This is a genomic window from Rhodoplanes elegans, assembly GCF_016653355.1.
GTDB lineage: Bacteria > Pseudomonadota > Alphaproteobacteria > Rhizobiales > Xanthobacteraceae > Rhodoplanes > Rhodoplanes elegans.
On record NZ_NHSK01000109.1, the window covers coordinates 1 to 14215 of the forward strand.

Genomic DNA, 14215 nt, shown 5'->3' on the forward strand with positions numbered 1-14215 from the left:
GGTTCGATGGAACGACGGGCGGGGCACCATGCTCACCCACGGCCTGACCTGGCCCAGGGGCTCCCGGGCTCCCGCCCGTCACCGCGGCCCGCAGACTACGCGAGTCGCGACAATCAGAGTTACAAGGGTTTACGGCGCCAGTTGGATGGCTCGGCACCCCCTCACCCGGATCTCGCGCTGTTGCGCGAGATCCGACCTCTCCCCGCTGGGGAGAGGTGAAATGAAGCGCATTGCCGCAACCATTCTTGTCGTGAGGAGCCCGGCTCTTCGTCATGTCCCGCCTGCCTTGGCAAGCAGCTCCTTCACCTTGGCGAGGAGCTGGCGCGGGCTGAAGGGTTTGGTCACGTAGGCGTCGCAGCCGGCGGCCCGCGCCTTCTCCTCGTCGCCGGCGAGCGCATAGGACGTCACCGCGATGATCGGCGTCGCCCGCAGCGCCGGGTCGGCCTTGATGCGGCGCGCCGCCTCGTAGCCGTCGACGATCGGCAGCTGCATGTCCATCAGGATCAGGTCGGGCCTTTCCGAAAGCGCCAGCGCGACGCCGCGCTCGCCGTCGCTCGCCTCGGTCAGCGTGAAGCCCGCATAAGTGAGGAGATCGCGAAGAATGCGGCGGTTGTCCTCGGTGTCCTCGATCACCAGGATGCGGCTCACGGCACCGCTCCCGCGGGCGCGGTGGCGGTCGCAGCAGGGCCGCCCGGCGCATCGCCGATAGCATGCTCGGCCGGAGCGGCCGCGATCTCGGCCTTCACCGGCACCTGCACCACGAAGGTCGAGCCGACGCCGACCTCGGAGTCGAGCGTGATGGTGCCGCCGTGCATCTCGACCAGCCGCCGCGCGATGGCCAGCCCGAGCCCGGTGCCGCCCTTCTGGCGGGTGGTGGAGTTGTCGACCTGCTGGAACTCGTCGAACACCCGCCTTCGGTCCTCCGGCGCGATGCCGGGGCCGGTGTCGCGCACCGCGACGACGAACTGCCCGTCGGTCGCGGCAGCGCGGAGCGCGACGGTGCCGTGCTCCGTGAACTTGATGGCGTTGCCCACGATGTTGAGGAACACCTGGGTCAGCCTCCTCTCGTCGCCGTGCCCGAGCGGCAGATCGTCGGCAATGTCGGCGGTCAGTTCAAGGCCCTTGGCGCGCGCCAGCGACTCGGTCGCGGCGACCACCTGCTCGACGACGCTACGCATCGAATAGACGTCGGGCGACAGCGCGAGCTGGCCGGCCTCGATCTTCGACAGGTCGAGCACGTCGTTGATCAGCCCGAGTAGATGGCGGCCGTTCGCCTGCACGCGCTCCAGCACCTCGATCGCCTTCGGCGGCAGCTCGCCGTAGAGCCCGTCGACCAGCAGCTCCGCGTAGCCCAGAACGGCGTTGAGCGGGGTGCGCAGCTCGTGGCTCATGTTGGCGAAGAACTGCGACTTGTGCTCGTTGGCGAGCTCGAGCTGGCGGCTGCGCTCGGCGAGCTCGCGGGTGCGCACCGCGACCGTCTGCTCCAGCCGCGCATAGGACTGGTCGAGCTGCGCAGCCATGTGGTTGAACTCGTCGGCCAGCGCCTCGATCTCGTCGCCGGTGCGCACCGCGATGCGGTGGGAGAAGTCGCCTTCGGCGAAGTGTGCGGCGCCGGCCGAGAGTGCCCGGATCGGCACCACCATGCGCCGCGCCAGCAGGATGCCGGTCAGCACCGCGAGCAGGATGCACACCAGGATCAGGCCGGCGATGCGCAGCAGCAGCACGTAGAACGGCTTGAACGCCTCGGCGAGCGGCTGTTCGACGACCATCAGCCAGTCGGTGCGCGGGATGGCGACGGCGGCCGCCAGCACCGAGCGGTCGGCGAGATCGCGCCCGAAGGCGGCCACCCCGGTCGCGCCGGTGCCTGGCCGCGTCGCGACCTCGGCGAGCGCCTCGGCGACCTGCGGCAGGTCGCCGAGATCGCTGCCGCGCGGCGCCTTGAGTCCGTCGGTGGCGGCGACCAGCCGGCCGCGGGTGCCGAGCACATAGGCGTAGCCCTGATCGCCGACCGTGAAGGGCGCGATCAGGTCGCGCAGGAAGCGCAGATCGACCTCGGCCACGGTGACGCCGGCGTCCTGGCCGGAATGCGCGATGGCGATCGACACATAGGGGTCGACCTCGTTGCGGAACGTCACCGGCCCGATCCAGGTCTGCCGGGCCAAGGCCTGGACGAACCGGGGATCGCGGGAAAAATCGGTTCCGGCGATCGCCTCGACCGAGAAGCGCGAGACGCGCAGGAGTTCGCGGCCCGCGCCGTCGATCTGCATCAGCTCGTCGATCGCCGGCACCTGCCGGAGGAGCGAGACGAAATCGTTGCGGCGCTGCTCGACGCCGGCGCTGGCCCGCGTCGTCCAGGCGATCTGGCGCTCGATCTCGGCGATCTGCTGGGCGATGCGGGTGGCCGCCGTCTCCGCCTTCTCGGTCTCGAGCTTGACCACGGTCGCGGCGGTCTCGCGATAGGTGAAGCCGACCTCGAGCACGCCGTTGACCAGGAGGACGAACACGGCGAAGCCGACGAACGTGCCGACATACTTGCCGAACAGGCCGCCGCGGAGGCGTGTCCTCATGCTCGTGTCCCTGTCGGACCAGTGTCCCTGCCGACGCGTGCCCCGGTCGACTCGTGTTCCGGCCGGCGGCTCCGGCCACGCGTCGTGGCCCGGCCGCACCGCGGCCGGCGCGAGTATAGCGGCTCGGCGCCGCCGCGACAGGCGCGGGCCCCACTGCCTCTACCGGGCCGGACGGAGCATCAGTGTGATCCGCCGCACGGAACCGCGGCGCCGGCCGGTATTGAATGGTGGGACGAACAAGGTTTTCGGGCGGTTGCGACGACGACGCCCGGCCGGGAGGATGCGATGACAGCGCTGGGGTGCCGGAGCCGGTCGGTGAGGGCCGTCGTGGTGACCGTCTCGGCGACCGTCTCCGCGACCGTCTTGGCCGTCGTCGTGATGGTCGCGGCGCCGGGCCGGCCGGCCGGCGCGGCGCCGCTCGCCACCGATCAGCGCGCCGAGCGCGCCGGTGAGCGCGAGAGCCAGCCGCGCGCCGCCTGCACGGGCGACGTGTTCCGCCTGTGCGGCACCGAGGCGCCGCGCGTCGACCAGATCATCGCCTGTCTGAGGAAGTCGCGCTCGGTGCTGTCGCCGGCCTGCAAGGCCGTGGTCGACCCGAAGGGGTGAACCGACGCGCCGACGCGCCGACGCGCGATGCGGGCGCGACCCTCCCCCACGCAGGGAGGAGGGGCCGTTCGCTGGTGAGCCGAGAGTCGCGCGTGCCGCGCGACACCCTCACGAGCTGGCGTTGAGCACCGTGACGGCGCGGCGGTTCTGCGACCAGCAGGAGATGTCGTTGCAGACCGCGACCGGGCGCTCCTTGCCGTAGGAGATGGTGCGCATCCGCTGGGCCGAGATGCCGCGCGAGATCAGATAGTCGCGCACCGACTGGGCGCGCCGCGCGCCGAGCGCGATGTTGTACTCGCGGGTGCCGCGCTCGTCGGCGTGGCCCTCGATCGTGAACGCGTACTGGCTGTAGTTCTGCAGCCACTGCGCCTGCCGGTCGAGCGTCTGGCGGGCCTGCGGCGTGAGGTCCGTCTGGTCGCTCTCGAAGAAGACGCGGTCGCCCACGTTGACGACGAAATCCTGCTGGCTCCCCGGCACGGCGGCGCCGCCGAGGCCGGCCGCGTTCGGGTCGTTCGGCTTGTTGGCGCATGCCGCGATCAGGAGGACCCCCGCGAGCGCAGCCGCGATCCGGGCCCCTGTCCGCAGACGTGAAAGCTTCGGCATGCCGTTACTCCTCATAGACCTGCTCGACGCCGGGCGGCACCCCGGCGCGAGACGTGCCTCTTGGTCTAGCCCCGCCTTCGTTAAGCGAAGGTTCCGTCAACCTTGACGCGGCGTTGCCGCGCCCCCCTGGAGTTCCGGAATCGGCGGAAACCGTTTGGAATGGTTAATGCGTCGTGAACGCGGCGGCAGCGTGGCGAGTCGGCGCAGCGCGGGTGGAGCGGCTAGTCGCGGGCGGCACGGGCGCGCCGAACGGAGAGGGTGTGGGCTCTGTCCTTCTCCCCAGCGCGGGGAGAAGGTGGCTCGCCGCGCAGCGGCGAGTCGGATGAGGGGGCGTTTCGGCGGAAGCTCGGACTCGCGGCGACGCCCCCTCACCCGGAATTTGCGCGCAAGCGCGCCAATTCCGACCTCTCCCCGCGCGCGGGGAGAGGTGAAGGAAGCGCTGAGCTTGCATCAGAGAGGTGGGTGCGCGACCCGCTGCCCTACGACAGCAGCGGCGACCAGGCCGGGTCGGAGGCGAAGCTCGGGGTGCGGACGCGCTGCTCGTTGCGGCCCGTGATGTCGACCGTGTAGAGGGCCGGGCCCGAGCCGGGATCGCGGAAGAACATCACCACGCGGCCGTTGGGCGCGAAGGTCGGCCCCTCGTTGTGGTAGCCGTCGGTGAGCAGGCGCTCGCCGGAGCCGTCCGGCTTCATGATGCCGATGCCGAAGCGACCGCCGCCCTGCTTGGTGAAGGCGATGAAGTCGCCGCGCGGCGACCACACCGGGGTCGAGTAGGAGCCGTCGCCGAAGCTGATGCGCTGGGCGCCGCCGCCGCCGGCCGCCATCACGTAGATCTGCTGGCGCCCGCCGCGATCCGACTCGAAGCAGATGCGCGCCCCGTCCGGCGAGTAGCACGGCGCCGTGTCGATCGCCGGCGCGTCGGTGAGCCGCGTCGTCGCCTTGGAGCGCAGATCCATCACGAACAGGTTGGAGTTGCCGCCCTGGTTGAGGCTCATGATCACGCGCTGGCCGTCCGGCGAGAAGCGCGGCGAGAAGGTCATGCCCGGGAAGTTGCCGACGATCTCGCGCTGGCCGGTCTCGACGTTGAGCAGGAAGACCCGCGGGTCGCCCTGGCCGAACGACATGTAGGTGATCTCCTGCGTCGTCGGCGAGAAGCGCGGGGTGAGGACGAGATCATCGCCGCGTGAAAGATAGCGGACATTGGCGCCGTCCTGGTCCATCAGGGCGAGCCGCTTGATGCGGCGCTCCTTCGAGCCGGTCTCGTCGACGAAAACGATGCGGGTGTCGAAGTAGCCCTTCTCGCCGGTGAGGCGCTCGTAGATGGCGTCCGAGATGATGTGGGCGATGCGCCGCAGGTTGTCGGGCGAGGTGAAGTACTGCTGCCCGGTCATCTGGGTGCCGCCGTAGACGTCCCACAGGCGGAACTCGGCCTTCAGCCGGCCGTCCGGCTGGCGGGTCAGCCGGCCGGTCACCAGCGCCTGGGCGTTGATGGCGCGCCAGTCCGGGAACTTCGGCTGCACGTCGATGGTGGTGATGCGCTCGATATAGGCGGCCGGGTCGATCGGGGCGAACAGGCCGGAGCGGCGCAGGTTCGCCGTGACGATCTGGCTGATGCCGCGGGCCGCCTCGACGTCGCCCGGGCTGCCGCCGACGAAGTCCGGAATGGCGATCGGCACCGGCTGGACATTGCCCTGGGTGACGTCGATGCGCAGCTGGGCGACGGCGTCGGAGGCGGTCAGGCCGTACAGCGCCCCGGCGCCCGCCGCGGCGGCGGACGCGACCAGCAGGCGGCGTCGGGAGAAACGCTCGAGCATCGGGATTCATCCTTTTGCGCCCAACGGGCGTCTGGCGGCCGTGGGCGAAGCCGGGGACGGCTTTAGGACCGGATCACGGCAAGGAAACGGCGAAATCGCGCGGCTGCGGGAGAGCCGTCAGCCCCGGAACATATCGCGGGGATCGAACGTGACTTCAACATCCTTCCACACGTCGTACTTGGCGACGGGGAGGCGGTAGGGCTGGCAGCGCCGGATGGCGCGCAGCGCGCTCTCGGCGGCGACCTGGAAGAACGGGTGGCTGCCGCGATTCATCAGCGTCGGGTCGGCCTGCAGCGAGCCGTCCTGGCGCAGCCGCAGGCGCACCTGGACGATCAGCTCCTTGCCGTCGATGGCGCCGGCCGGCGGGTTCCAGCACGCCTGGATCTGGGCGCGGAGCGCGTCGATCTCGCTCTGCGACAGGGTCGCGGCGCGGCCGCTGGCGAGCCCGAGCGAGGCGGTCTGGTTGAGCGTGTCGCCGGTCGCGGCCTCGCGGCGCGGCGCCTGCTTGTCGAGCAGGGCGGCGATCTTCGAGGGATCGAAGGCGTCGCGCTGCTGCTGCTCCTTGCGCTTCTGCTCCTCGGCCTTCTTCTTCTGTTCCTCGAGCTTCTTCTTCTGTTCTTCGGCCTTCTTCTTCTGCTCTTCGACCTTCTTCTGCTCTTCGGCCTTCTTCATGGCCTCGGCGATCGGGTCGGGCTGCGGCGCCTCGGTCGGCTTCGCCTTCTCGGGCTCGGGCTTCGGCGGGGCTGGCTCGGCCTTGGCCTGCTGCGGCTTGGTCTCGGGCTTCTTCGGCTCCGGCGGAATCGGCATCGGCTCGGCCGAGGCGGTCTGGATCGGCGGCTTCTTGTCGACCTTGGTGAGCTCCTCGACCGGCTTCTGCTCGCCGAGCTTCTCGACCAGGGGCTTCGGGGTGTCGGTCTTCTTGGCCGTCTTCATGCCGGCCGTGATCTGCGAGAACTCGGCATCCGAGATCACGTCGATCGGCAGCGACTCGGCCGTGTTGGCCTCCAGCGGCTTCACCACGAAGGTGATCATGCCCCACAGGAGGAGCACCGCATGGCCGATCGCCGATATGGTCAGCGCCTTGCGCAACCCGTCACGACCCCTGCTCGACCTCGGTGACGAGCGCCACGCGCTTGAAGCCCGCCGCCGACAGCCGCCCCATCACCTTCATGACGGTGCCGTAGTCCACCTTCTTGTCGCCGCGCACATAGACGCGCTCTTCCATGCCGCCGCGCGCCGAGGTGACGGCGGTCAGCTTGGCGACCAGCTCCTCGATCGGAATCTCGCTGTTCTGCAGGAAGACCTTGCCCTGGGTGTCGACCGAGACAGTGAGCGGCTCCTTGTCCTGGTCGAGGCTCTTGGCCTGGCTCTGCGGCAGGTCGATCGGCACGCCGACGGTCAGGAGCGGGGCCGAGACCATGAAGATGATGAGCAGCACCAGCATCACGTCCACCATGGGCGTGACGTTGATCTCGGCCATCACGGCGTTGCGGTGCCCGCGGCGCTTGCGCCCGCCGCCCCCCGCCAGCATCATCCCCATTCCCGAACCGTCCCCGTGCCAGAGGTCGCCCCGCTCCCCAGCGGGCCGCCAGAAACCACCGTTCTCTCAGCGCCTTGTCGCGTCGGACGCGGTCGTCCGGGGCGGCGCCTGAAGCTGTTTCGTCGGGCCGGTCGTCAGGCCCGCTCGTCGATCTGCCGCGACAGGATCGCGGAGAACTCGTCGGCGAAGCCCTCCAGCCGGGAGGCCTGCTTGTTCACCTCGGAGGAGAACTTATTGTAGAAAATGGTCGCCGGTATGGCGGCGACGAGGCCGATCGCGGTCGCAAACAGCGCCTCGGCGATGCCGGGCGCCACCACGGCGAGCGACGTGTTCTTGGACGCGGCGATCGACTGGAACGAGTTCATGATGCCCCAGACGGTGCCGAACAGGCCGACGAAGGGGCTCGCCGAGCCGACCGTCGCCAGCACCAGGAGCCGTTTCTCCAGCCGCTCGACCTCGCGCGCGATCGTGACGTCCATCACCTTCTCGATGCGCATCTGCAGGCCGGCGAAGGAGCGGCTCGACCCTTCGAAGCTGCGCTTCCACTCGCGCATCGCGGCGACGAACAGGGCGGCCATCGAATGGTTCGGGCGCTGCGCGAGCGAGCGGTAGAGCTCCTCCAGCGACTGGCCCGACCAGAACGCCTGCTCGAACTTGTTCATGGCCGTGCGGGTCTTCTGCAGCAGCACGAACTTCTCGATGGCGATCGCCCACACCCACACGGAGCAGGCGAGCAGGCCGGTCATCACGAGCTTGACGACCCAGTGGGCCTGCCAGAACAGGCCGAAGATGGAGAGATCGGCGGCTACGCCGGCAGCTTCAGGCATCGTTCGTTTCCAAGGCTCTCCGGCGCCGCACCCACGGCGGCACCGCCGGGCGGTCGCAAAAAGAGCGCGCCGGCAGAAAGCGTTGCGCTCCTGCCGCCGCGTCCCCTACGGGCATGGATGCGAGCCGTCCCCATTCCCGGCCGACCGAGTCCAGGCGAAACGTGACCAAATAAGGGCACCGCCGCGCCGTTCCGCCGGCCAGTACGACGCCCCGTCGGTTAATGCTCGGTAAACGGAGCGAAGTTTGGGCAAGTTCTAGGGACCGTTCGGCCGCGGACTGCCCGCGCGCCCCACGCCGTTACGCACGAATGCTTGCGGGGTCGCCCGGCCGCCCGTGGGACGACTGCACGACAACGACGCGACGGCCGCAGGGCCTCAGCCGCGACGCGGCTGGCCCGCGCGCAACGAAAAGGCCGTCGCCTCGGGAGAGACGACGGCCTCGTCGGGAGCCCGGCGCAGCGCCGGGCCGATTGTCGATCATGCGGCGGGGCGTCAGCCCTGCTGGGGCTGGTGCACGTCGGCCGAGGAGCGGCCACGGCGCTCGGCCATGAACTGGTCGAACTCGGCCTTGTCCTTGGCCATCCGCAGGCGCTCGAGGAAGTCCTTGAACTCGCGCTGCTCGTCCTCGAGCCGACGGATCGTCTCGGCGCGATACTCGTCGAAGGCGCGGTTGCCGCTCCCCGGCGCGCCGAACCAGTCGCCGCCGCCGCGATCCATGCGGTCGCGCATCCGCTCCATCTTGGCCTGCCAGCGGGACATCCCGCGCCCGTTCCAGCAACTCATGCGTCCGCTCCAGAAGGTGAAGGCGAGTAGCGCCAGGCCCATCGGCCACCAGAACACGAATCCGAGGATGGTCAGGGCCATCCAGGCGCCGGTACCGAGCTCGTCCAGTTTCGCAACCAAGGGCATGGGGGCCTCGCAGGGATCCTCGTGGTGAATGTTAATTACATTTACATAGATACGAAGGCGGCGCGGGCTTGTCAAGCGGAGGGCGGGCGACGGCCTCGGATATTCGGTCGCACCGGCGGGCCGGGGGCCGGTCGCATGATCGTCGTTAGACGTGGCCTCGGGCCGACCGGTTGCAAGCCGGCGCAGCCGCGGCCGCGGCTGCGCCGGCGATCAAAGAGCGGTGAAGCCGAGGGTGGGGAACGTCGCACTTGCGCCCAGAAACCTGGTCACCCCGGGACTCGTGCCCCGGCCAAGGCGCGTCAGGCGAAAGCCTGATGCGCCGCCGAGCCGGGGCCCAGGGGCGTCGGGCGAGGGCCGGGAGGAAGGTGGCGCCGGCGCGAGTGCCTCGTCCGCTCGTTCTGGGTCCCGGCTCGCGGCGCTTTGCGCCGCGTCCGGGACACGAGGGTCTCATGCCGGACGGCGGCCTCACCCCGGCGGGCGCATGCCGAGGCCCTGCAGGTAGACGAGCACGCCGGCCTCCAGGAGATCCTCGGGCGACATCGGCACCGGGCGGCGGGCGGCGTCGCCGCGGCCGAACAGCGACGCGATGCCGTGCGCCATCGACCAGATGTGCAAGGCCATCATCAGGGACGGCGGGCGCGGTCCGGGGAGGGTCGCAGCCAATGCCTCGCAGGCGGTGCGCAGCACCCCGAAGGCGCGGTCGCCGGCGGCGCGCAGCTCGGGGTTCGCGTCGGGCCGAACGCCGGCCTCGAACATCGCCGCGTAATAGGCGGGCTCGCTGCGGGCGAACGCGAGATAGGCCTTGCCGAGCCGGTCCAGCGCCGCCGACGGGTCGGGCCGGCCGTTGTCGAAGGCGCGCGCGAGCGCCTGCTCGAAGGCCTCGAAGCCGCGCCGGGCGACGTCGGCCAGGAGCTCGTCGCGGTCGCGGAAATGCCGGTAGGGCGCCGCCGGGCTGACGCCGGCCCAGCGCGCGGCCTCGGCGAAGGTGAAGCCGGCCGGCCCCTTCTGGGCGATCAGCTCGAGGGCGGCGCGGATCAGCGCCTCCTTCAGGTTGCCGTGGTGATAGCCGCGGGGCGCGTCGCCGGACGCGCCGTCGCGCTCGGCGCCGTCGCGACCGGATTTGGACCAGCTCATGCCTGCGACCCGCTCATGTGAAGCGTGTTTACATGAGGGGGCCGGGCGCGTCGATAGCGGGGCCGCCCGTGCCGCCGGCTACGTCGCGTCCTGGTCCGCCTTCATGGCGATGCGGAGCGGCTTCGGGATCGGGCGGGCGCGGCCGCCGGACACGAAGGCGACCTTCACGGTCGCCGCGACCAGCACGACGTCGTCGCGGGTGACGGTCTGGGTCAGCGTGATCGAGGCGCCGCGCACCTCGGAAGGCGTCGTGGTGACGACGACGATGTCGTCCATGCGGGCGGGCTTCAGGTAGTCGACCGCGAGCGACCGCACCACGAAGGCGAAGCCGGGCGCCTCGCGCTCGGTCTCCTCGAACAAGGCGCGCTGGTCGGCGCCCAGGAGGCGCAGATAGTTGGTGCGGCCGCGCTCCAGGAACTTCAGGTAGTTGGCGTAGTAGACGACGCCCGAGAAATCGGTGTCCTCGTAATAGACCCGCACCGCCAGGCGGTGCCGGCCGTCGCGGATCTCGCCGTCGAGTCCCGCGGTGAGAGAGTCGGTCATGGAAATCGTCCGTCCGGGGCCACCGGTCGGGCGGCCGTCGCGGGCGGTTTAGACCCTGGCGCCGGACCGGACAACGGTCCGGCCCCGGCGAGGCGCGGGGCCGGCTCAGGCCCGCGCGTCGTTGACGATGGCGTCGAGTCGGGCGCGCAGATCCTCGGCCTCGTTGTGGTACCAGACGCCGCCGATCAGCGATCGGAAGCGCGGGTTCGCCTTCGCCTCGCGCTCGACCCGGGCGATGGTCTCCGGGCCGATGAGGTCCTCGAGGAGCCCGGCGGCGAGCAGCGACAGGAGGTTCGGGTCGGTCTCGATCGCCAGCACGGCGAGCACCAGGTCGAGCGCCCGGTCGGAGTCGCGGTCGAGCAGGGCGCGCTCGTAGTCGGCGAGCGCGTGCCAGTTGGCGTCGCGATCCTTCTCGGGCTTGCCGTGCTCGTCCACCCAGGCGCGGGCGAGCGCGTCGACCGACAGGCTCGCGTAATCGACCCGCAGCGCCGGGGTGTCGCGCAGGCCCTCGTCGGCCCGCCAGGCGGCCTCGTCGGCGAGGCGGGCGAGGCGCGCCTTGAGGTCGCGGCTCGGCGCCCACCAGTGGACGGCCCCGAGCAGCCAGCGCAGGCGGTCGTTCTCCGCCGTCTCCGCCTCGATCCGGTCGATCAGCCGTCCGGCATGGTTGTAGACCAGCGACGCCATGAACTTCTCGCCGAGCATCATCTTGACCCGCGTCTCGGCGTCGGAGGCGAGCACGGCGAGCGCCATGTCGAGGGCGCGGTCGGGCGCGTCGTGCGGCAGATGGTCGAAATAGAGCGCGGCGCCCCAGGACTCCTCGGTCTGGTCCTTGAGGCCGAGCCCCTGCAGCCGGCACCACAGGGCGGCGAGATCCGGAATCGGCATCGCCTCGTAGAGGGCGTCCTGCGTGGCGCTGCGGGCGCTTCCGGGCACCGGCATGGTGGCCCAGTGCTTGGCGTCGTCGATGAAGCTCATGCCCCACCCCCTGTGGTCAGCCGCTCTTGCGGGCGTCTTTCCGTCAGGGACTTGGTCGCAGGGAACCGGAACGAGGTTCGACGGTTATTTTTGTCCTCTTTTTCCAAATAGTTCGCGTGGCCTGTACTACTCCTCCGGCTCGGAAAAAAGGCCGAACTGGCCGGGGTCGCGGCTGGGCTCGGCGAGGCCGAGATGGCGGAAGGCGTGGCCGGTGAGCAGGCGTCCGCGCGGCGTCCTTTGGATGAAGCCGCACTGGATCAGGTAGGGCTCGATGATCTCCTCGAGCGCGTCGCGCGGCTCGGACAGGGCCGCCGCGATGGTCTCGATGCCGACCGGCCCGCCGCCGTAATTGAGCGCGATCACCGAGAGATAGCGCCGGTCCATGGCGTCGAGCCCGGAGGCGTCGACTTCGAGCGCCTGCAGCGCCCGGTCGGCGACCGGCCGGTCGACCGCGGCCGCCTTCTCGTACTCGGCGAAGTCGCGCACCCGGCGCAGCAGCCGGCCGGCGATGCGCGGGGTGCCGCGGGCGCGCCGGGCGATCTCGTTCGCCCCCTCCTTGGTCATCGGCACGCCGAGCAGGCGGGCGCCGCGCGAGACGATCAGCTCCAGCTCGCCTTCGGTGTAGAAGTTGAGCCGGATCGGGATGCCGAAGCGGTCGCGCAGCGGGTTGGTCAGCAGGCCGGCCCGCGTCGTCGCGCCGACCAGGGTGAATTTGGCGATGTCGATCTTCACCGAGCGCGCCGCCGGCCCCTCGCCGATGATCAGGTCGAGCTGAAAATCCTCCATGGCCGGGTAGAGGATTTCTTCGACGGCCGGGTTGAGCCGGTGGATCTCGTCGATGAACAGGACGTCGCGCTCCTCCAGGTTGGTGAGGAGGGCGGCGAGGTCGCCGGCCTTGGCGATCACCGGGCCGGAGGTCGAGCGGAAGCCGACGCCGAGCTCGCGCGCGACGATCTGGGCGAGCGTGGTCTTGCCGAGCCCGGGCGGCCCGACGAACAGCACGTGGTCGAGCGCCTCTTTTCGCCCGCGCGCCGCCTCGATGAAGACGGACAGGTTCTTGCGCGCCTGCGCCTGGCCGACGAAGTCGGCGAGCTTTTGCGGGCGCAGCGAGGTCTCCGCCGCGTCCTCGTCGCGGCGCTCGGCGGTGACCAGCCGGCGAGGGGGAGGGGCCATCAGCAGATCTCGGGTTCACCTCTCCCCGCGCGCGGGGAGAGGTCGGAGTTCGCGCCGCAGGCGCGAAGTCCGGGTGAGGGGGCATCTCCGTATCCACGAGGCGCCCCCTCACTCGTCACGCCGCGCCGCCGCTTGCGTTCCCTCCCCCCTTGTGGGGAAGGGACAGGGAGGGGGGTGAGCCACAGATTTGGCATTCGTGGCTCACTCCCCTCTCCACCTCTCCCCCAACACAAGTCGGGCTTGCCCGACTTGTGCCTGACGAGGTGCAACCCGGGCAGGCCCGGGTTGCAGGGGGGAGAGAGCAGGCTGCGGCCAAGGGGAAGCGCCACGCTCCAAAACGGTGCGGCGCCCCGCTGAAAGGCGGCGTTGTGCACCGTCACAGCCCGGTCCCGCGGTTGTACTTGTTGGGCAGCAGGGCGCCGATCGGCACCACGACCGGGCCGGTCTCGCCCATGATGATGACGCGGGCGTCGGGATCGTAGTCGCAGATCAGCTCGCGGCAGCTGCCGCAGGGCGAGACGACCCGGATCGTCTGGTCGGGCTCGTGCGGGCGCGGGTGGCGCACCGCCACGATGGTGTCGATGCCGGTCTCGCCGTGGTCGGTGACCAGCTTGCCGAGCGCCACCGCCTCGGCACACACCGCCATGCGGCCCAGATACGCATCGAGATTGACGCCGGTGATGATCTGGCCGGTGCGGCTGCGCAGCGCCGCGCCGACCTCCTGCCAGTCGTTCCGGTAGCGCCGCTTGATCGCCTCGCAGGCCGCGTCGATCAGCTCCTGATCCTGCGCCGACAGCGCCGTCGCCCTCGCGTCCATCACGTCGACAGCTCCTTCAAGCCCAGGCGGATCAGCTTGGCCGTGTCGGCACCGTCGCCCGCCGCCCGCACCGCGGCCGCGACGGCGGCGGCGGCCTGCGGCTGGCCGTAGCCGAGATTGACCAGCGCCGAGACGGCGTCGGCGACCGGCTGCGGCGCCCGCTTGTCGGCGAGCGCGCCGGAGAGCTTCGCCACCGTCGGATCGACCGAGGCGTAGGCCGGCGCCTTGTCCTTCAGCTCGGTGCAGATGCGCTCGGCGACCTTCGGCCCGACGCCCGGCGCGCGCGCCACCATGGCCTTGTCGCGCATCGCCACCGCCGAGGCGAGCTCGGCCGGCGGCAGCGTCGAGAGCACGGCGAGCGCCACCTTGGTGCCCACCCCCTGCACGGTCTGCAGGAGCCGGAACCACTCGCGCTCGACGTCGGAGAGGAAGCCGAACAGCCGGATCTGGTCCTCGCGGACATGCGTCTCGATCGCCAGCGTCGCCGCCTCGCCCTCGGCCGGCAGTGCCTGCAGGGTGCGGGACGAGCAGTGCACCACATAGCCGACGCCATGCACGTCGACGACGACGAAGTCCTCGCCGTAGGAGTCGATGACGCCCTTGAGCTTGCCGATCATGCAGACCGCCAGATTTCGACGGGCCGAAGCCCCAGCCTGCTCCCTCCCCCCTTGTGGGGGAGGGGTGGGGAGGGGGGTGAGCCACACGCG

At 70.6% G+C, this 14215-nt stretch carries 15 protein-coding genes; 1 reads left to right on the forward strand and 14 read right to left on the reverse strand.

Features of this window, described 5'->3' with window-relative positions; all coding sequences use genetic code 11:
- Positions 1-270: 270 nt before the first annotated feature.
- Entirely contained in the window at positions 271-648 is a 378-nt protein-coding gene (locus CCR97_RS14335; RefSeq protein ID WP_111360272.1) for a response regulator, read from the reverse strand.
- Positions 645-2567: a sensor histidine kinase gene (locus tag CCR97_RS14340; protein ID WP_111360270.1), complete on the reverse strand. Its 1923-nt coding sequence runs from the start codon at positions 2565-2567 to the stop codon at positions 645-647. The genes CCR97_RS14335 and CCR97_RS14340 overlap by 4 nt, the downstream gene beginning before the upstream one ends.
- Positions 2568-2882: 315 nt before the next feature.
- Between CCR97_RS14340 and CCR97_RS14345 the strand changes: the two genes are divergently transcribed.
- The gene (locus tag CCR97_RS14345; protein WP_201159588.1) at positions 2883-3173 is read left to right on the forward strand and encodes a hypothetical protein; all 291 of its coding nucleotides are present in this window, start codon (positions 2883-2885) and stop codon (positions 3171-3173) included.
- A 108-nt stretch (positions 3174-3281) separates the two neighbouring features.
- On the opposite strand, the gene pal is transcribed toward CCR97_RS14345, so the two are convergent.
- From pal to ruvA, 12 genes are all read right to left on the reverse strand, one after another.
- Positions 3282-3776, reverse strand: coding sequence for a peptidoglycan-associated lipoprotein Pal (gene pal, locus CCR97_RS14350; RefSeq protein WP_111360719.1), 495 nt, complete (start codon positions 3774-3776; stop codon positions 3282-3284).
- Between the two features lie 479 nt (positions 3777-4255).
- The gene (gene tolB / locus CCR97_RS14355) at positions 4256-5590 is read right to left on the reverse strand and encodes a Tol-Pal system beta propeller repeat protein TolB (RefSeq protein WP_201159589.1); all 1335 of its coding nucleotides are present in this window, start codon (positions 5588-5590) and stop codon (positions 4256-4258) included.
- A 117-nt stretch (positions 5591-5707) separates the two neighbouring features.
- Positions 5708-6679, reverse strand: a complete 972-nt coding sequence (locus tag CCR97_RS14360; protein WP_111359637.1) for an energy transducer TonB — start codon at positions 6677-6679, stop codon at positions 5708-5710.
- A gap of 4 nt (positions 6680-6683) precedes the next feature.
- Complete coding sequence (tolR, locus tag CCR97_RS14365; RefSeq protein WP_111359638.1) at positions 6684-7130, reverse strand: protein TolR; 447 nt, start codon at positions 7128-7130, stop codon at positions 6684-6686.
- Positions 7131-7264: 134 nt separating this feature from the next.
- Positions 7265-7957, reverse strand: a complete 693-nt coding sequence (gene tolQ, locus CCR97_RS14370; protein WP_111359639.1) for a protein TolQ — start codon at positions 7955-7957, stop codon at positions 7265-7267.
- A 492-nt stretch (positions 7958-8449) separates the two neighbouring features.
- On the reverse strand, positions 8450-8866 hold the full coding sequence (locus CCR97_RS14375; RefSeq protein WP_111359640.1) for a DUF2852 domain-containing protein: 417 nt from the start codon (positions 8864-8866) through the stop codon (positions 8450-8452).
- A 465-nt stretch (positions 8867-9331) separates the two neighbouring features.
- Complete coding sequence (locus tag CCR97_RS14380) at positions 9332-10000, reverse strand: TetR/AcrR family transcriptional regulator (protein ID WP_111360079.1); 669 nt, start codon at positions 9998-10000, stop codon at positions 9332-9334.
- A 78-nt stretch (positions 10001-10078) separates the two neighbouring features.
- Complete coding sequence (ybgC, locus tag CCR97_RS14385; RefSeq protein WP_111360080.1) at positions 10079-10543, reverse strand: tol-pal system-associated acyl-CoA thioesterase; 465 nt, start codon at positions 10541-10543, stop codon at positions 10079-10081.
- Between the two features lie 105 nt (positions 10544-10648).
- Positions 10649-11518, reverse strand: coding sequence for a DUF6869 domain-containing protein (locus CCR97_RS14390; protein WP_111360081.1), 870 nt, complete (start codon positions 11516-11518; stop codon positions 10649-10651).
- 126 nt (positions 11519-11644) lie between these two features.
- Complete coding sequence (ruvB, locus tag CCR97_RS14395; protein WP_111360082.1) at positions 11645-12691, reverse strand: Holliday junction branch migration DNA helicase RuvB; 1047 nt, start codon at positions 12689-12691, stop codon at positions 11645-11647.
- A 376-nt stretch (positions 12692-13067) separates the two neighbouring features.
- Entirely contained in the window at positions 13068-13508 is a 441-nt protein-coding gene (locus CCR97_RS14400) for a cytidine deaminase (RefSeq protein WP_111360708.1), read from the reverse strand.
- Positions 13508-14125: a Holliday junction branch migration protein RuvA gene (gene ruvA / locus CCR97_RS14405; RefSeq protein WP_111360707.1), complete on the reverse strand. Its 618-nt coding sequence runs from the start codon at positions 14123-14125 to the stop codon at positions 13508-13510. Before ruvA ends, CCR97_RS14400 begins: the two co-directional genes overlap by 1 nt.
- Between the last annotated feature and the right edge of the window lie 90 nt (positions 14126-14215).